The organism is Fructobacillus papyriferae (genome assembly GCF_018437225.1).
GTDB lineage: Bacteria > Bacillota > Bacilli > Lactobacillales > Lactobacillaceae > Fructobacillus > Fructobacillus papyriferae.
This window is the reverse complement of sequence record NZ_JAAMFI010000001.1, coordinates 673,563-692,110: the sequence shown is the minus strand read 5'-3', so window position 1 is coordinate 692,110 and position 18,548 is coordinate 673,563. Positions and strand designations below refer to the sequence as shown.

The following is an 18,548-nucleotide window of genomic DNA, read 5'->3' as shown; positions in this document are numbered from 1 at the left end:
AAGTAAATGACACAAAAGGACCAAAACGAACAAGATCAACGGGTAGGCCGTTCTCAAACAAAAGCCCTGTTAAAAAACACGGGGAAGCATGGAGACCTTTTCTTTCATGATGATCATCAAAATGTGTATTCAACGGGGAAGGGGCTAAATGAAGCGGTGATTCGCCGTATTTCGAGAAAGAAAAAGGAACCGCAGTGGATGCTTGATTATCGGATGCGTGCCTATGCGGCCTATTTGGCGATGCCGATGCAAGAATGGGGACCAGATTTGTCGGGCATCGATTTTGAAAACATCTATTACTACAATAAGCCGACGGACCAAAAGTACCGTGACTGGGAAGAAGTGCCGGATGACTTGAAGGAAACCTTTGACCGGATTGGCGTACCAGAGGCAGAAAAGAAGTGGTTGGCTGGCTCATCTGCCCAATACGAATCGGAAGTTATCTACCACCGAATGAAAGAAGAGTTTGAAAAAAGCGGCATTATTTTCACGGATACGGATACTGCTTTGCAAGAATATCCGACGCTTTTTCGAGAGTACTTTGCCTCTTTAGTAAAGCCAACAAACAATAAACTGGCGGCCTTGAATACAGCCGTTTGGTCAGGTGGAACCTTTATCTACGTTCCAAAAGGCGTCCGCGTCACCACGCCCATTCAGTCATACTTTCGAATTAACATGGAAAATGAAGGGCAGTTTGAGCGGACGTTAATCATTGTCGACGAGGGTGCTTCTGTTGACTATGTAGAGGGTTGCTCGGCGCCCATGTATTCAGCGGACGCTTTGCATGCAGCCGTTGTGGAAGTGGTGATCAAAAAAGATGGCTATTGTCGGTATACCACCATTCAAAATTGGTCGAATAACGTCTACTCGTTGGAAACAAAACGGGCGTCTGCGGGGCAGAATGCCACGATGGAATGGGTAGATGGTAATTTTGGTTCGAAAACAACGATGAAGTATCCCTCTGTTTACCTCGACGGGGAGGGGGCACAGGGCACCATGCTCTCCATTGCGGTGGCTGGACAGGGAGTGACCCTTGATTCGGGTGCGCAAATGATTCATCGAGCACCCAATACCTCTTCTTCGATTATTTCCAAATCAATTGCTCACCAAGGAGGTCGAACGGACTATCGTGGGACAGTTAAATTTGGTCGCAAGGCAGCTGGTTCCTTCGCCCATGTTGAGTGCGATACGATTCTTGTTGATGCAGCTTCTTCAGCAGATACGATTCCTTATAACACCGTCAAAAATGGGCAGGTCACGATGGAGCATGAGGCGAAGGTATCAAAAGTTTCTGAACAACAGCTCTATTACTTGATGTCTCGCGGTATTTCTGCAGAAAAAGCAACGGAAATGATTGTGATGGGTTTTGTGGAGCCCTTTACAAAAGAACTACCGATGGAATACGCCGTGGAATTAAATCGACTAATGAAATTTGAAATGACTGGATCGGTTGGCTGAACACAAGACCCAGCTGGCCGGTTTAAACAAGGCAACCGATCCGAACAGGAGAAAATAAATATGACAGAAAAACAGCAAACAGTTTATATCCTTTTGAAGTATGGCGTGGTCATCGGGCTGATTGGTCTTTTTGGGACGCTGTTTCTTTCAACTGGGGTGAGCGCTTACCCACCACTTGGTGGGATGTGTTTTTTGGCCTTTACTTTTGGCCTGCGTCACGCCTTTGATATTGATCACATCGCAGCCATCGATAACATGACCCGTAAGATGTTACATGAGGGACGAAAGAAAACAAGTATTGGTTTTGCCTTCTCTTTGGGACATTCTTCTGTTGTGCTGCTATTGACGATTTTGACCGTTTGTTTTGTTGATTGGGCAAAAAAGGCCCTTCCTGATTTTGAGGCAGTTGGTGGGATTGTTGGCACAAGTATTGCAGCCACTCTGCTTCTTATCTTAGCTTTGGCGAATACATCCATTCTTTTTGGTATTTGGCGACAGTTCAAGATGCTTCGTCAAGGTGGTGATCAGAAGACGAGTCAAAAATTGGCTGAAAAATCATTTGTTTACCGTCTTTTTCAAAAATTTTTATCGCTAATCCATCATGATTGGCAAGTGGCCCTCGTTGGCTTTTTGTTTGGCTTAGGTTTTGACACAGCCACCCAAGTTGCGGTCTTAGCGACTTCGGCGACTGCAGCAACTGCTGGTGTTCCCTGGTATGCCACCCTTTCCGTTCCGCTTTTTTTCACCGTTGGGATGTGCACCTTAGACACTTTGGATGGCTTTTTTATGTCCCACGCTTACTCTTGGATGATCGCTTCTTCCTTTCGCAAAGTTTACTTTAATTTGGTGATGACGGCTATTTCGGTGTTGGCTGCAGCGATGATTGCTGGTGTTGATTTTGTTCAGGTTTTGCATGCGGCCTTTGGTTGGGAAAACAGCTTGATCGAGCATGTGTCTGCCCTTGATTTTAATCAGCTCGGCATCGTTTTGGTCTCCCTTTTTGCTTTTTCTTGGTTGATCGCCTTGACTTATTGGCATTACAGCGGTTTAGAAAAGGTGACACATTAAATAAGGCAATAAAAAAGATCCAGATGGGGAATCTGGATCTTTTTTTGTGCTTCTTTTTTTACTATTCCTTCTAAGACCAATTTTGCGGACTGGTTTTGAAGCGTTTTCCGGTTGTTGTTAACGCGCCTTGATTGAACACATATTGATTGTCAACCTTGGTTGTTTGTTTGTTAATCTTGAGCGCAACGGATGGTGCCAACGTTCGGTCACCAGCAAAGGCCGTGATGACAAACTTTGTTTGTCCGTTTTCTTTCGAAGGGACCACGAGGTAGGCATAGGTGAACTTCTTGGTTTTACGTTTGCTGTTGGAACCAAGAACAAGGCCTGTTTTGTTCAATTTTTGATAGTGACCAGTGAGCCCGTCTGAAGAAACATAACCAAGGAGGTAGTTTTGGTTCAAAAACTGCTTGTTAGAAGAGGCGAGGGACTTGCCTTGAAAGCAGGTGAAGAGGTACCATTTCCCCTGATATTTCAATAGGTTGGGACGTTCGGTGATATCGTTTGCTCCAGAGGCAACCATGAGTGGTTTTTCAACTTTTTTAACGGTAAAGTCCCGATTTAATTCAACGAGACCGATCGCGCTGTTAGCCATCTTGCTAGCATTGGACAAGGAAACGGAAGAAGTTTGGCTAATGGTGTCCAGATGACTCTTTAAGAGGGCCGATTTGTCCTTTTGGTAATCAAAAAGACTGCCGTAATTGGCTGGATTATTGAAAACTTGCTGGCCACTTTCCGTCGTGTTCGCCTCAAAAACAAGGTAGTAGTGCCCATGATCGACAACAAAGTGCGGATCACGCATGGCAAAGGAGTCGGTTTTTTGATTGCTTAATTGGCTGACTTTTTGGTAGAGCTGACCATCACCAGAAAAGACCGTTTTGTGATCGGTTGTCTGTTCATGGGCAATGGTCAAGCCAGATGCCCAATTCTTTTTGTCTTTGGCCTGGATACTGATCTGTGCAGTGGTCAAAGCCTGAGCCTGCCCATTTTTTGTCATGGCTCCCGTATAGAAGAGCCTGATGTGGTCATCTTGTTCATTCATCAAGACAGCAGAACCGGACCATTCATTGTTGATTTTAGATAGTAAACGGTCGGGCTGACGACTTCCCTCCGTGAACGTGTTCATGAGGGGACCTAAGTAGGTCCAAGAAGCGACGCCCTGATTTTTGGCGTTTGCTTTTTGGGCTAATAGGACCATTTTGACCCCTTTCTTGTCCCGCCTTTTATCAACGGCAGACAAGGCGATGGTCAGATGGTAGCCGTGATAATTAGCAAGCGTCCCCTCTTGATCGGTAACGGGCCAAGAATCCCAAAGCACGACTTGATGGGCCTGGCCGTTTTGATCGTAAACCTTGGCATTGGGAATGGTTTTTCCGAGCTTATCCGCATTGAAGTTAGGCATGCGATAGTTCACGTTTTGCATCTGCTCTTGGAGCTGATTCATATTGGCCCGGGTAAAGTGCACGGCCTGTTGGTAACGGGTGGTTTGCCTATTAAAGGGCTGTTGTAAAAGACTAAATAAAATAACAATGATGAGTGAAAGGCCAGCAATGACCAGGTTTGTTTTGCCTTTTTTGGTTTTAAAAAAATAAGAAAACAAAGGGGATACACTTTCTAATTGGAATAAGTTTATTATAGCAAAGCGTTTTCAGGCTTCAATAAAGGAAAGTCAAAAGGATGGTCAACTTTCTTAGAATTTTTCTTGTTTTCTACTTTGTGAAGTGGTAAACTATAAAAAATCGAATCACACCTTTAATGTTGATCAGAGAATCACCAAGGTATGCGATTGCGGTTGACCCCTCCCAGAATACGCGGGAGCAGTCCATCAAAAAAGATGAAGACGGACAGCTTTTTTGTGCAAGCAAAAAGCCAAGCTGTTAGCGGAAGACCCCAATAAGATATCAAACGGTAAAGCTCTGATCACAGATCAGGGCTTTTTTTGTCGGGTAAATGGGGGAAGAGATGGCAGTTGAAGTAGAAAACATGGTGGATTTAGCGGACTTGTCCAAGGAGGACTTGCTGGCCTTGGTCGACTTGGCGCTGGCCTATCAGGATGGCAAGGCGGCGCCGACTTTGAAACGGGCGGTCAAAACCATGATCTTACCAACGGCGCTTGCCAATGTTCGTGCCTTGCGCCAGCGCTTGAACAAGTCGATTGCCATTATTGGAACTGGTGGCATCACATCGGGAGCTGACGTTTTTGCCCACATCCTTTGCGGCGCGGACATGGTTTCCGTTGGAACTCAGGTGATTAAGGAAGGCCTTGGGGTCTACGATCGGTTGACTGAAGAACTGCAGGCGATCATGACAGAAAAGGGCTATGAACGTCTTTCGGATTTTCGTGGTCAGCTACGCGAACTGTGAAAGGAAGCATGATGAATCGACCATTAATGGTGGCATTTGACGTCTCGAATCAGCAGACGGCTCTGAAGCTAGCCCAGGCCCTTGGGCCAGACGGCCGGGGAAAGACCGTCAAAGTTGGCATGGAACTCTACTATAAAGAGGGCGCTCAAATTTTACAAAAACTTCAAGAACTAGGATACGCGATCTTCTTAGATCTAAAGCTTTATGATATCCCGCATACGGTTGAAAAGGCGATGCTGCAGTTAGCGCGGCTTGGTGTCGACTACGTGACGGTTCATGCCATGGGGGGGCGCGAAATGTTGCAGGCAGCAAAGCGCGGCTTGGTTCAAGGAGCTGCTGAAAGCGGCTTACCAGCACCCAAACTGTTAGCGATTACCGAGCTAACCTCTGCTTCAGAAGAAATCGTAACAAGGGAGCAAAACTGCCGGTTGTCTTTAAAGGAGCAGGTGCTCTCCTTAGCTAAGTTGGCCAAGGATAGCGGCTGTGATGGCGTGGTTTGCTCGGCTTTAGAAGTCGAAGCCTTAAGGCGAGCGGTGGGGGATGACTTTTTCTACCTGGTGCCAGGCATTCGTATGGCAGATGATCAAGTTGGCGATCAGGTTCGGGTGGCCACGCCAGCCATGGCTTCAAAGGCCGGGGCTTCAGCCATTGTGGTAGGTCGGCCAATTAACCAAAGTCCCCAGCCAAAAAGGGCCTACGAACGGTATTTGGCAGACTGGCAAGAGGGAACAAAAGAAGAATGAAGGAGCTATTTTGATGACTGTTGCAAAGATGATTATCGACCAGTTGATTGAAGAAAAGATTGTCCAATTTAAGGAAGAGGGTTTCTTCACCTTCGCCTCGGGGATTCATTCGCCCATCTACGCGGACTTACGGCAGACGATTTCCTATCCAAAGACCCGGCGTTTAATTACTGAAGCACTGGCGGATTTAGTTCAGACGGCTTATCCGAAGACCACGGTGATTGCCGGTGTGGCGACCGCCGGGATTCCACAGGCTGCTTTGGTAGCTGAAAAACTGGATCTGCCCATGGTCTACGTCCGCTCGAAGCCAAAGGATCACGGAACGAAAAGCCAAATTGAAGGGGTCTTGAACGAAAGTGATCAGGTGCTTTTAATTGACGACTTGATTTCAACCGGCGGTTCGGTCTTGCAGGCCGCCAAGGCGGTTTCAGAAGCCGGTTACCAAGTGACCGGGGTGCTGAGCATCTTTTCCTACGACTTTCCGGATGCTAGCCAGAATTTTGCGGCGGCCGGGCTGACTTTTAAGCCCATCGTGACCTATTCGGCTCTACTTGCCGAATACCGTGACAAAGTCGGCCTGTCGGATGAAAAGACAGCTTCCTATGCTTCTTGGCACGCCGATCCCTGGCATTGGAAGGGCTGAGAAAATATAAAAAAAGAATCAACCACCTGATTAAGTTCGTTGAACAAAGCTAAAATATAACCGCCGCTGCTTTGCTAGGTTGGGGGTTATTCAGACTGTGCAAGTGTCCGTGCCTCTTGTGGATGGTATCGATTACTCTCTAGAATTTATTGTTGTTTAACTAAAATTCCGACGCATACATAGGCGCCAACTGGGCCTGTTGTCCTTTTTCTATTGCTCTTTAGAATTTATTGCTGTTTAACTAAAATTCCGACACATACTTTTTCAGAAAATTTCTTGACATCAATAGGGGCAATCAGTAATATATATTAGGGCTCACATTTAATGTGAAAACGTTTATAGCTCCCAAGCATTGCTTGGGAGTTTTTCTATTTTTATATGGCTGGTTGACCGAATCCCATCGGGTTGAGATCGCCGAAAGCAGTCGAGCTACATAGGAGGCAGTATGGCTAAGAAACAAACCAAGTACATCTTCGTGACCGGTGGGGTCGTTTCCTCACTTGGAAAGGGAATTGTGGCAGCATCTTTGGGACGCTTGCTGAAAAACCGCGGCCTCAAGTTGGCCATCCAAAAGCTGGATCCATACATTAACGTCGACCCAGGTACGATGTCACCTTACCAACACGGTGAAACGTACGTGACGGGAGATGGTTTGGAAACTGATTTGGACATGGGACACTATGAGCGTTTCATGGACATCAATACCAACATGTACTCTAATGTGACGACTGGTCGCATTTATTCTGAGGTGTTGGCTAAAGAACGTCGCGGTGATTACAACGGTGGCACGGTTCAGGTCATTCCTCACATCACCAACGCCATTAAGGATAAGATCGTCAAAGCCGGGGAATCAACGGACGCCGATGTGGTCATCGTCGAAGTTGGTGGAACGGTTGGTGATATCGAATCACTGCCTTTCATTGAAGCTTTGCGTCAAATGAAGTCAGACTTTGGTAACGAAAACGTCTTTTATATTCACACGTCTTTGATTGTTTACCTCCGCGCTGCAGGGGAAGCTAAGACGAAGCCAACGCAGCACTCGGTCACACAGTTGCGTTCGCTTGGGATCCAACCAGACATGCTGGTCTTGCGTACGGAAAAGCCTTTGTCAGAAAGCATTGTCGAAAAGCTAGCCACCTTCACGGATGTCAATCCCAAGGCTGTTGTGGAATCGCGTGACGTGGAAACACTTTATGAAATTCCTTTGAACTTGCAAGCCCAACACATGGATGATGTGGTTTTGGACAAGTTGCAAATCAAAGCACCGGAAGCAGACATGTCAGATTGGGCCAAGATGGTCGAAGGCATCAAGCACCCTAAGAAGGAAATCAAGGTTGCTGTTGTTGGTAAGTATACGGACTTGCCCGATGCTTACATCTCTGTCAACGAATCACTGAAGCATGGTGGTTACAGCGAAGACACGGATGTGCACATTGATCACATCAAGTCTGAAACGGTGACGGCCGACAACGTGGCTGACATGTTGAAGGGTTACGATGGCATCATGGTTCCCGGTGGCTTCGGCCCTCGCGGTACTGAAGGCAAGATCCAGGCCATCAAGTACGCCCGTGAAAACAACATCCCATTCCTTGGGGTATGTTTGGGAATGCAGTTGGCTTCCGTGGAATTTGCCCGTGATGTCTTGGGCTACAAGGATGCTAACTCAATCGAGTTGAACCCAGAAACGACCCACCCGGTCATCTCCTTGATGAACGAGCAAAACGAAGTGACGGACCTCGGTGGTACGCAACGTTTGGGCTTCTACCCAACTTGCTTACTTGAAGGTTCCAAGACGGCTGCTGCCTATGGCAACAAGCAAGAAGTTGACGAACGTCACCGTCACCGCTATGAATTCAACACGAAGTTCCGTAAGGAATTCGAAGAAAATGGTATGCTCTTCTCTGCCACGTCACCTGACGACAAATTGATGGAAGTCATCGAATATCCAAAGAACGACTTCTTCATCGCGGCACAGTATCACCCAGAATTCATCTCTCGTCCGAACAAGCCAGAAGGCCTTTACCACGCCTTCATCAAGGCTGCGATCGCACAAGACGAAAAGAACTAATAAGACAACACAAGTAAATTTGTTCTTAAAAAGACCGCTTTACAGGCGGTCTTTTTGTGACGAAAAGGATATAATGGACCTATGTTAGCAAAGACGTCAAAACATATCGAAGATAAGTTATCGCTTCTACCAAGCGAGCCTGGTTCCTATCAGATGAAGGACGCTCAGGGCAAAATTATCTACGTCGGTAAGGCGAAGAATCTTAAAAATCGTGTCCGCTCGTATTTTAAGCAAGATCATGAAGGTAAGACGGCTGAATTGGTCCAAAACATCGTCGACTTTGACTTTATCGTGACCAATTCCGATAAAGAAGCCTTTTTGCTTGAAAACGAATTGATCAAGAAGTACAAGCCTTATTACAACATTCGGCTGAAATACGGAACGGGCTATCCTTATATCAAGATCACCAAGGAACGCAATCCGCGTTTGGCTTTGGTATCTGAAGTTAAAAAGGACGGGGCCTTCTACTTTGGGCCTTATCCCAACGTCTTTGCCGCACAAGAAACCTTGCACTTTTTAGAAAAGAACTATCCTCTGCGCCGTTGTAAAGGACGGCAGGGACGGCCTTGCCTTTACTATTCAATGGGACAGTGCCTGGGTGCTTGTTTCAAGACCGTGCCGATGGCCGAATACGACGCTCAGGTCGATCGGATTAAGCGCTTCTTGTCTGGTGACACGAAAGTGGTTAAAAAGCGCTTAGAAAAAGAGATGGCAGAGGCGGCCGACAAAATGGAGTTCGAGCGGGCCGCTGATCTGCGCGACCAGCTCAAGTACATCGATGAGACGGTTGAAAGCCAGCGGATGCTGTCCAAGGACTCGACACCACGCGATCTCTTCAACTTCTACATGGACAAGGGCTGGATGACCGTTTCGGTCTTCTTCTTGCGGCAGGCCCGCTTGATTCGTCAGTCCAAGCAGACCTTTGCGGTCGTCTCAGACGGTGTCGACGAATTGACGACCTTCATTCAGCAATTCTACCTGCAAAAGAATATCCAGAAGCCGCGTGAAGTCCTGGTACCTGACGTGATCGATACGGATTTGCTGTCGGAAGCCTTGGACCTACCCGTGCGGACACCGGTTCGCGGGGAGAAAAAGGACCTGTTGGATCTGGCGGAAAAGAACGCCCGGATTTCCTTAGAAGAAAAATTCCGCTTGATGGAATTAAACGAACAAAAGACGACCCAGGCGATGAAGGAAGTCACCGATGCCCTGGGCATTTCGATGGGGCACCGAATTGAGGCCTTCGACCACTCGCACACCCAGGGGGATGAGATCGTCTCGGCAATGGTTGTCTTCGAAGATGGCCGGCCGAACAAGGATTTGTATCGTAAGTACAAAATCCGAACGGTTCACCACGCAGACGAATGGGCGGAGACCCAGGAAGTCATCCGCCGTCGTTATTCCCGTTTGCTAAAGGAACACGAGGAGATGCCAGACCTGATTCTGATGGATGGGGGCATTGCCCAGCTGCACGCGGCCAAGGAAGTCCTGGAGGACGAGCTTGGCTTAGACATTCCGGTGGCAGCCATGGTCAAAAACGACAAGCACAAGACGGCTGATTTGATTTCGGGTAAGACCGAAGAAATCGTGCCTTTGGACCACCACTCGCAGGGCTTCTTCTTAGTCCAGCGGGTACAAGACGAAGTGCACCGCTTCGTTATCACCTTCCACCGCAAATCCCGGTCGAAAAAGTCCTTGGCTTCAAGGCTGGACGCCATTTCGGGTGTGGGGCCAAAGACGAGGCAGAAATTGCTCAGCAATTTTGGCTCCCTTGCTAAAATCGAAGCGGCTTCGATTGACGAATTGCAAGAGCTAGGGCTGTCACAAAAAACAGCGCAGTTGGTGCACTGGTCGCTATCGCAGTCAAAAGTGGAAAAGTAAATCAATTTTTGAAAAGCCAGGGAGCAAAGACTCCTTGGCTTTTTTGATGGGAAAAAGGACGGAATTAATAGAACTGTTTTATAACGGTTGGTTAGGGCTCGTTTTGTCCAAATTTCTTGCTTTTTCTTATATTTCTTGACTTTGGGAGTAGGATTGGGGTGAACAAAGAAATTACATTAGTAAAAAGGAGGCCGACAATGATCGATCTTGTAGAAAAAGATGATATTCAAGAAGTTGTTGATGATGTCAATAACGAACTCGATGAACGAATGACAATCGTTATCAGTGACATGATGTTTTCATGGGCACATTAAAAGGAGTGATCAATGAATTTTAAAGAATACATTGGTCAGTATGAAAAGGTCGGCCTTGCTGAATTACAAGAGGTCCCGGCCTTTTTTACTAGACTAAAACTAGCCAGGCGAGTGCTGAATGGCGATAATGATATTGACCTAAATCGAAGCTTATCGACACCACATTATCTGAGCGATTTAGGTGTTCGTCGATTGTCGGATGGCCAAAAATATGCCGAGTTAGTAGCTGCTAAGTTTGAGATGAAACTGCCGGAAACAGATGCTTTGGTAGATGAGCTATTGGCTGTACCGATTAATCGTCTGAAATATTGGCTTGATATTGTCGTTTTACTAACGGGTAATTATGAAGCTTTGGAACAGGTTGTTCGAAAAAGATTGGATGAGATCAGTCAAGAAAATGATTTTCTTCTGTTTTTGTATAGCGCAACGATTTTATCAGCCAATCAAGACCCGGGCTTTCGTGAGCTCTTTACGAACGCTAGTCGTCTTGAAAACGTGACAACTGAGCAACGACTCGTTCTCTTACATCGCATTGCGGTGAGTGAGCTAAAACGGATGCATGACGTCGAGAAGTTTAAGGGTGCGATTGCTGAGATACTAGCTAGTTACCAAGCAAAGGAATATGAAGCCTCTTTGCTAGTGACTGGCTTGATTGATAACCTTTTTGGTCTTTATTTGATTAAAGAAGAGGGAAACAATGCGACCTTGGAATTGACGATGATTAACGCTGATATTGTGCTGAATGTTGCTCTGGAACGAGAAACGGATGACGAACGGCGTGACATGATTTTACGCTATCTTGGACAGGTGGCGTTGAATCGAGCGCAAGTCTATCTGTTGGCCCAACAACACGATCGAGCGCGAAAGATTTTACAGCACAATCTTGAACGAAATGTTCAACATGATTCGGAATACATTGCTGAAACTTTAGGTGCCCTAGCGGCTCTAGAGTATAAGAGTGAAAACTACCAAACAGCAATTGAAAACGGTCGAGCGGCCATAGAGAATTATCGGTTGTTTGGAAATGTCACGGCCATGAAAAGTGTCTATAAAATCTTATTGGCTTCGTATAACAAGCTGGGGGATTTTGAAAAGACAAAAGGCCTTGCGCTTGCATTAAAAGAAAATCATTGGGAACTCTATTTATGAACGAAAAAAGAAAGCTTCGGCCTGTTTTACAGCTACAAAATGTGGCGAAGAAATATGGCGATGATCAAGCGTTGGCTGCTGTCTCTTTAGACGTATACCCTGGCGAAATTTTATCGGTGATTGGGCCAAACGGTGCCGGAAAAACAACCTTGCTACAAATCGCTGCAGGATACATGACAGCTGATGAAGGCCGCGTTTTTCTTTATGACAAAGATCGAACCAACCAGCTGAACGTTTTGAATCGTCATGTTGCGGTAGTCTTTGGTGGCAGTCGTGGTTTTTATCGGAACAGTTCGGTTTTGTCAAACTTGGTCTTCTTTGCAACTTTAATGGGAATCCCCCAAAAAGAACGTAAAAGTCGAATTGAAAAAGTCTTGGGCGACACTGCGCTTCTCGAACATGCGGATAAAAAAGTTTCAGCACTCTCGATGGGGCTTCTTCAGCGCCTGCACATTGCACGTGGCTTGCTGAAAGAAACGCCAGTTTTGTTATTGGACGAACCCACGAACGGTGTTGACGCCAAAACGGCAGTAGCCATTCGCCAACTAATCAAAAAAATTGCCCTAGGTGGCCGTGCGATTATTCTGACGAGTCACCAACTTCACGAAGTGAGTGATTTGGCTGATCGTATCCAATTGCTGTACCAAGGTCACTTTTCTTTTGAGGGATCCGTGGCCGAACTAGCTGAGGCTTCTGGCTTGAAACGAATTGACCGACCGGCAACGTTGGAGGAATCTTACTTAGCCCTTATCGATCAGTTAGGAGGATGAGCATGAGCTTTTTATCGATGCTGTTTTTTCATTTGAAAAATACAGCCACTCAGTCCTATTTCTTCTTTCTGGTTTTAATGAACGCTGTCTCGTTGTTATTGCTGCAATACATTGGCTCTTTTGCCAATAATCATCTTTTGTCTGGGCGAGCTGTTGCGACAAGTGTGCTATTTGGTATTTGGAATAGTGCAGTAACGGCTGCTGGCATTTTACATTTTCAGCGGAACCAAGGGGTGTTGGTCTATTTGGTGAACGCTTCGAAAAATCCAAGAACAGCGCTATTGGCTCTAATTAGTTCATCTTCAACTTTTGGTTTGATTGCTCTGCCAATCGTTTTTGGACTGGCCTTTTTGCTTAACGGCTGTTCGATGCCCTTTATTTCTTCGCAGGTTGTATTTGGCATGCTGCTCTTTTGGCTATCAGCATTACCAATCACCTATGTTTTGGCCAGTTTGTTTTTATTAAGTCGCCATGCCTTTGTCTATGAGGGACTATGCGTGTTGCCTTTGCTTTTGATTTCAGGGCTTCTTGGACCGTTGTTCCCCTCGGGTTCGTTTTTGGATGTGCTCAGCTATCTTTTACCAATGCGATTGCCGATTCGTTTGGTGCTTTTTTCGGATTGGCCGTGCTGGTGGTTTTGGGCTATTTGGTTGATCGACATATCTCTTTTTCTATTCGCTTCGGATGCCCTCTTTCGAAAGATTTTGTTGCGAATTCGAGTGAGTGCCGAGCTGGAGGTGTTGTAGATGATATTGACAGTTATGAGAAATTTGGGCGTTTTTGCCAATCCCAAAACGCTGCTGGTTAGCTTTTTTATTGAACCCCTTTTTACGGTTTTATTTTTTTCCTTTTTGCGTACTAACTTTTTGGAAGCGTCCGCCCTACAATCTTTTATCGCATTATCAATTGAAATGCAGGTTGTCGCTATTTTGGCACAGATTTTAGTCGGAGCATTAGTGGATGGCTTGCTACTCGATTTTTATCTCAGTTTCCGTTCGCTGGTTTATTTGATTGGCATTATGGTAGGTGTTTCTTTTTTCGTCATCTTGCTGCAAAGCTTGGCTTTTGTAGTGCTCTTTGGAATTACGGGGGAGCTATGGATACAATCTTGGCCAACGTTTTTGTTGGGAATGGGGCAGGCAATGCTATTTGCGGAACTTTTAGGCTTGATTGTGTCCTTTTTGTCCATTACCCGTCCTAACCCGTATTTCTTTAGCAATCTGTTGATCGGCCTGTTGCCCGTTATCTCGGTTGCCATTGCGCCCATTCGTTTTTATCCGGATTGGCTGGCGATGTTTAGCCGAATCTTTCCTTTTTGGTTGGTGCAGTCGACGCTTGCTAATGAACGGGGCGGGTTGTTGCTCTCTTTTTTATACGGCCTGATCGATTTAGCTGTGTTCATAGTGGTTTTGAAAGTCAGCAAAAGAAAAATGCTCAAGAGCAGAATATCTTAAGTTTAGTGGGTTCAAGCGACCAAAAATGCTGGATCGCCGTTAGAAATTGCTGGATTGTTGTGCTATTCTATTGGTGTAGCAGCCTTATCTATTGGGATAAAATGGTAATTTTGGTCAAATCAATTAAATACGTGGACCTGCTCCTTATCCAGCGGATAAAAGCAGGTCTTTTCTGTAGCAGCTCGAAGTGATGGGCTAGTAAAGGATAGCGATCGAATAAAATAGACAAATTTTCCCAGAAATTCCCTTATAGCAGGCCTTTGCATGTAGCTAGTCTGACTTTTCTGTGTTAAAATTATATGTCTGTAGTACGATTGAGTAAAAGGAGAGACCGGTCATGGCATTCGTCGATCAAGCACAAGTAGAATTAAAAGCCGGTAAGGGTGGCGATGGGATCGTCTCCTTCCGACACGAAAAGTTTGTCGCCATGGGCGGTCCCTTCGGTGGGGATGGTGGTCATGGTGGCTCCATCATTTTGAAGGTAGACGAAGGACTACGCACGTTGATGGACTTCCGTTATAACCGCCACTTTAAGGCCCAGTCCGGTGGAAAGGGTGGTACCAAGGGAATGACCGGTGCGTCTGCCGAAGACCGCATCATCAAGGTCCCACAAGGAACCATTGTTTCTGACGCCGACACTGGCGAAGTTCTTGGGGACATGGTTCACGACGGGCAAACGCTTGTCGTGGCTCGCGGAGGCCGTGGCGGCCGTGGTAACATCCACTTTGCCACGCCAGCAAACCCAGCCCCTGAGCTCTCTGAAAACGGAGAGCCGGGTCAGATTCGTAACCTGAAGATGGAATTGCGCGTTCTGGCCGATGTCGGCCTAGTTGGTTTCCCTTCTGCTGGTAAGTCGACCTTGCTGTCCGTTGTTTCTAACGCGAAGCCAAAGATTGCCGCTTACCACTTTACGACCATTGATCCCAACATCGGGATGGTTCGTCTGTCTGACGACCGCGACTTCGTCATGGCCGATTTACCAGGTTTGATCGAAGGGGCTTCTGAAGGCGTTGGGCTGGGCTTCCAGTTCCTTCGTCACGTGGAGCGGACCCGTGTGATCCTGCATTTGGTCGATATGTCTGGTATTGAAGGACAAGATCCCTACACGCAGTATCGAAAGATCTTAACTGAGTTGGAACAGTACGACCCAACCATTTTGGAACGACCACAGATCGTGGTTGGAACCAAGATGGACATGCCGGATTCCGAAGAAAACTACAAGGAATTCGTCAAGCAGGTTAAGGCTGACTCTGGGCTGAAGGAAACCCCTGAGATCATGGCCATTTCGGCTGTGACCCACGACGGTGTCGATACGCTTCTTCGTGAAACAGCCGACTTGCTGGACAAGGCACCGGTTGCCGAAGCCTACAAGGCAAAGGAAGAAGCAGAAGACGACAACAGCAAGGTTTATAAGTTCGAAGAGGACAAGAAGCCGGTTGTTTCGGTCGATTGGGACAACGAGTATGGTTGCTGGTTGATTTCTGGACCAGAAGTCGAGAAGTTGGCTGCCATGACGAACTTGCAGCGTGAAGCGACGGTGATGCGCTTTGCCCGTCAGCTCCGTCATATGGGTGTCGACGACAAGCTTCGCGAAGTCGGGGCCAAGGACGGCGACGACGTTCGCATCAACAATACGAACTTTGTCTTTGAATATTCTGATTAAGAAAAAACCTGGGCAACCAGGTTTTTTTATTGGAAAAGTCGCTTCGTCCTTTTTATGACGACGGCCTCGACTGTTATAATAAAGAAAAGTAAACAGCGGATATTTCCGTGGAGAATGACATGATCTTACCCGAACTTGAACAAGAATTTACGAAACATTTTGAGCAAAAAACGCCCATTCAAGAGGCCCTTTTCGAACCACTTTCAGAAGGGCAGTCGCTTTTTGGTCTGGCGCCAACCGGTTCTGGAAAGACCTTGGCCTTCGCTTTGCCCTTGCTTTCGCGATTGGACCGAACAAAGAAGAGCCACCAGCTCTTGATTCTGGCCCCTTCCCAAGAACTGGGTGCTCAGTTGGCTCAGGTTATTCGTCCCTATGCAGCCCTGATTGGCGTCAAGGTCGCTTCTTTGATAGGTGGGGCGAACGGGAAGCGCCAAGCGGACAAGCTGAAAAAGGAAAAGCCAGCCGTTGTGGTTGGAACTTTGGGCCGAATCCAAACGATGATCGATGGGAAAGCCTTGAAGACCAAGGATTTTTCCATGTTGGTTGTTGATGAAGCCGACGCGACCTTGACGGACGAGCACCGAGAGGATTTGGAAAAACTGGCCGACAACTTGCCGGCTTTACAGCAAGTGACGCTCTTTTCGGCGACTTCCGGTGTTGATTTAGCCTGGGTACAGGAGCTTTTCGGGCAATCCGTCAAGCCGGTCTCCGTTGGTCAGCAGTCACCAAAGGAAATTGCGCACACCTATTTGCACGTGGACGCCCGTTCCAGTCACAAGGTCTTGATCGAACTGGCCCGACGGCACGTGCAGGCGCTGGTCTTCTTTAACTCGATTAACGCCTTGGTGGCTGCTCAAGCGGCTTTGCGGCACGAACATGCTTCAGTGATGTCGGTTGGTAACAACGAAAAGTCCCACTTGAAACGCGCCGATGCGCTCAAGGCCTTCAAGAAAGGGGATTTGGACTTGCTTTTAGCAACGGATGTGGCTGGCCGTGGGCTGGATATCACGGGCTTGCCACTGGTAGTCAATGCCCAGGTGCCAAGAAACCTGACCGCTTATTTGCACCGTTCCGGTCGTACCGGTCGTGCCGGTTTGCCTGGTCAGGTGCTCACGCTTGGAAATGATCATGATATTCGAATGCTGAAGCAGTATCTGCCAGAAGATGTTGCGCTGAACAAGTTCTCTTGGGCAACGGTGGCAGATAAAAAGGTGGCGGCTGTTCTCCGTGAAGAAGCAGCGGAAGTCGAAGGTCGGCCAGCGGTTTCGGTTGCTTTAACAAAGAAAGCAAAGCCGGCTGCCTCACCTAAGAAACCTGGCCAGGGCTTTGCTGCTAAAAAGGCCGCGTTGAAAAAGCAAGAGGATCCAAAAGCCTTGAAGAAGGCCAAGCAAAAGCACCAAGCCCGCAAAAAGAAGAACAAGGGAAAGCCAAAATGGGCGGAGAAGAGAGACTAAATGCGCCTCTTTACCTTATCAAAGTAGAAAAAAGAAGCAGGAAAGTTATTTAACTTTCCTGCTTCTTTTGTTTCATTATTGATGGTGTCGCTTCGTTAAGAAGTAAAATGGAACGGCCAAAATCAAGGCGCCCAATCCCCAAAGCAGGTTCGCTGCGGAAACGTGGAAGAGCAGCCAGATCGAAGCGATCAAGGCCAGGATTGGCACGAGCGGCCCGAATGGAACGCGGAAGCCGGAATCGCTGGTCTTCATCGTCTTCCGGAAGACCAGCACCGCCAAGATCGTTGGGATGAATTGGGCAAAGCGGGAGACGGCTGAAATCTGCGCCAAAACCGCAAAGGAACCGGAGTAGGCGATCAAAAGCGACGTCGTGGCGGATACCAGAATGGCTGCGTAAGGAGCGTTACGTCGGTTTTTCTTGGCTAAGAAAGCAGGCATCATTTTATTTTCAGCCAAAGCCATTCCGGAACGTGGTGATACGAAGGAAGAAGCCAGGCAGATTCCCCCGATGGAAACGATGGTCCCAAAGGAAATCAGATTACCGCCGAAGTTACCGGCTACGGCTTGAAAGGTATCTTTTAACGGTACGGTTGAGCTAGCCAAACGGTTGCCAAGTACGCCGATCGAAGTTGTCATAACCAGGATGTAGACCGTTACGACCGTTCCAAGAGAGATGAGCAAGGCCTTTGGTAGGTTCTTTTGCACGTTTTTCATGTCGCCTGCCGTGATGACCACCCGTTCAAATCCTGAAAAAATGTAAAACATGGTAATGGCGGCAGTCGCAAAGTTGGGCACTGTGGCAAGTTTTTGAACGAAGAATGGGTCAAAGTGGGTTGGTTTGATGAAGAAGAGGCCGACAATGATAACCAGAAAGATGGGCACGAGCTTACCGACCGTGACGACGTTTGAAATAATGGTCGTCAGGCGAACGCCTGAGATGTTTAAGGTGATCAAACATAGATAAAGTAAGGTGATAATCACGTTTTTAGCAACCGGGCCAGCCAAAGCAGGGAAAATCCCACCTAATGCGGTGGCAAAAGCCGTGTACATGGTGGCTTCGGCAATGATCCAGATAGCCCAGGTGACAAAGCCGACCTCGTAACCGACAAAGCGGCCAAAGGCCTCGCGGGCATAGACATAGGCCCCACCGGATTCCTTAAAGTAGGACGCACACTCGGCAAAGCACATGGCAATGAAGAAAGCTAAGCAACCATCGAAAAGCAATACTAAGATACTTGCCGGTCCGAAAAGTTTCATCCCTGTTGAAGGCAGAAGGAAGATGCCAGAGCCGATAATGGCGTTAATTCCGAAGAGAATCAGGCTGATAAAGCCCATTTTTTGTGTGCTTGTGCGATCTTGTCCCATGGTTTCCCCTACTTTTTCATTGAAAAAGGCAGTCAAAGGGCTGCCTGATAGAAAATATGCTTTTCTAATGATAGTTTAATTGAAATCATCTGTCAACGAAGGTTGATAGGACGAGGCCTTTAGTGTCAATAAAAAACACCCGAGGGACAAACTCGCG

15 protein-coding genes are annotated in these 18,548 nt (G+C 47.2%); 13 read left to right on the top strand and 2 right to left on the bottom strand.

The features are described from left to right. Positions 1-6 precede the first annotated feature (6 nt). Both sufB and G6R27_RS03275 read left to right on the top strand, forming a co-directional pair. Positions 7-1,458, top strand: coding sequence for a Fe-S cluster assembly protein SufB (gene sufB / locus G6R27_RS03280; RefSeq protein ID WP_213819643.1), 1,452 nt, complete (start codon positions 7-9; stop codon positions 1,456-1,458). A gap of 60 nt (positions 1,459-1,518) precedes the next feature. After that, positions 1,519-2,526, top strand: coding sequence for a HoxN/HupN/NixA family nickel/cobalt transporter (locus G6R27_RS03275; RefSeq protein WP_213819642.1), 1,008 nt, complete (start codon positions 1,519-1,521; stop codon positions 2,524-2,526). A 70-nt stretch (positions 2,527-2,596) separates the two neighbouring features. Here the strand turns inward: G6R27_RS03275 and G6R27_RS03270 are convergent, their stop codons facing one another. Then, entirely contained in the window at positions 2,597-4,123 is a 1,527-nt protein-coding gene (locus tag G6R27_RS03270) for a glycoside hydrolase family 68 protein (RefSeq protein ID WP_213819641.1), read from the bottom strand. Between the two features lie 362 nt (positions 4,124-4,485). Here G6R27_RS03270 and G6R27_RS03265 point away from each other — a divergent pair, with 362 nt between their 5' ends. From G6R27_RS03265 to G6R27_RS03215, 11 genes are all read left to right on the top strand, one after another. Continuing rightward, positions 4,486-4,887, top strand: coding sequence for an alpha-hydroxy-acid oxidizing protein (locus G6R27_RS03265; protein ID WP_420798187.1), 402 nt, complete (start codon positions 4,486-4,488; stop codon positions 4,885-4,887). Between the two features lie 11 nt (positions 4,888-4,898). Then, entirely contained in the window at positions 4,899-5,630 is a 732-nt protein-coding gene (gene pyrF / locus G6R27_RS03260; protein WP_213819640.1) for an orotidine-5'-phosphate decarboxylase, read from the top strand. A 13-nt stretch (positions 5,631-5,643) separates the two neighbouring features. Beyond that, entirely contained in the window at positions 5,644-6,273 is a 630-nt protein-coding gene (gene pyrE / locus G6R27_RS03255) for an orotate phosphoribosyltransferase (RefSeq protein ID WP_213819639.1), read from the top strand. A 445-nt stretch (positions 6,274-6,718) separates the two neighbouring features. Further along, positions 6,719-8,341, top strand: coding sequence for a CTP synthase (locus tag G6R27_RS03250; RefSeq protein WP_213819638.1), 1,623 nt, complete (start codon positions 6,719-6,721; stop codon positions 8,339-8,341). A gap of 81 nt (positions 8,342-8,422) precedes the next feature. Further along, entirely contained in the window at positions 8,423-10,222 is a 1,800-nt protein-coding gene (uvrC, locus tag G6R27_RS03245) for an excinuclease ABC subunit UvrC (RefSeq protein ID WP_213819637.1), read from the top strand. 326 nt (positions 10,223-10,548) lie between these two features. Beyond that, positions 10,549-11,685 (top strand): tetratricopeptide repeat protein, encoded by a 1,137-nt coding sequence (locus tag G6R27_RS03240; protein WP_213819636.1) that lies wholly within the window; start codon positions 10,549-10,551, stop codon positions 11,683-11,685. After that, on the top strand, positions 11,682-12,455 hold the full coding sequence (locus tag G6R27_RS03235; protein ID WP_213819635.1) for an ABC transporter ATP-binding protein: 774 nt from the start codon (positions 11,682-11,684) through the stop codon (positions 12,453-12,455). Before G6R27_RS03240 ends, G6R27_RS03235 begins: the two co-directional genes overlap by 4 nt. Before the next feature lie 2 nt (positions 12,456-12,457). Then, positions 12,458-13,201, top strand: coding sequence for a hypothetical protein (locus G6R27_RS03230; protein WP_213819634.1), 744 nt, complete (start codon positions 12,458-12,460; stop codon positions 13,199-13,201). Further along, complete coding sequence (locus G6R27_RS03225) at positions 13,202-13,909, top strand: hypothetical protein (protein WP_213819633.1); 708 nt, start codon at positions 13,202-13,204, stop codon at positions 13,907-13,909. A 337-nt stretch (positions 13,910-14,246) separates the two neighbouring features. Further along, positions 14,247-15,572, top strand: coding sequence for a GTPase ObgE (obgE, locus tag G6R27_RS03220; protein ID WP_213819632.1), 1,326 nt, complete (start codon positions 14,247-14,249; stop codon positions 15,570-15,572). A gap of 119 nt (positions 15,573-15,691) precedes the next feature. Next, positions 15,692-17,026 carry a DEAD/DEAH box helicase gene (locus tag G6R27_RS03215; protein ID WP_213819631.1) on the top strand — a complete coding sequence of 445 codons (1,335 nt, stop codon included), beginning with the start codon at positions 15,692-15,694 and terminating at the stop codon, positions 17,024-17,026. Positions 17,027-17,101: 75 nt separating this feature from the next. Here the strand turns inward: G6R27_RS03215 and G6R27_RS03210 are convergent, their stop codons facing one another. Next, the gene (locus G6R27_RS03210) at positions 17,102-18,391 is read right to left on the bottom strand and encodes an APC family permease (protein WP_213819630.1); all 1,290 of its coding nucleotides are present in this window, start codon (positions 18,389-18,391) and stop codon (positions 17,102-17,104) included. Positions 18,392-18,548 lie beyond the last annotated feature (157 nt).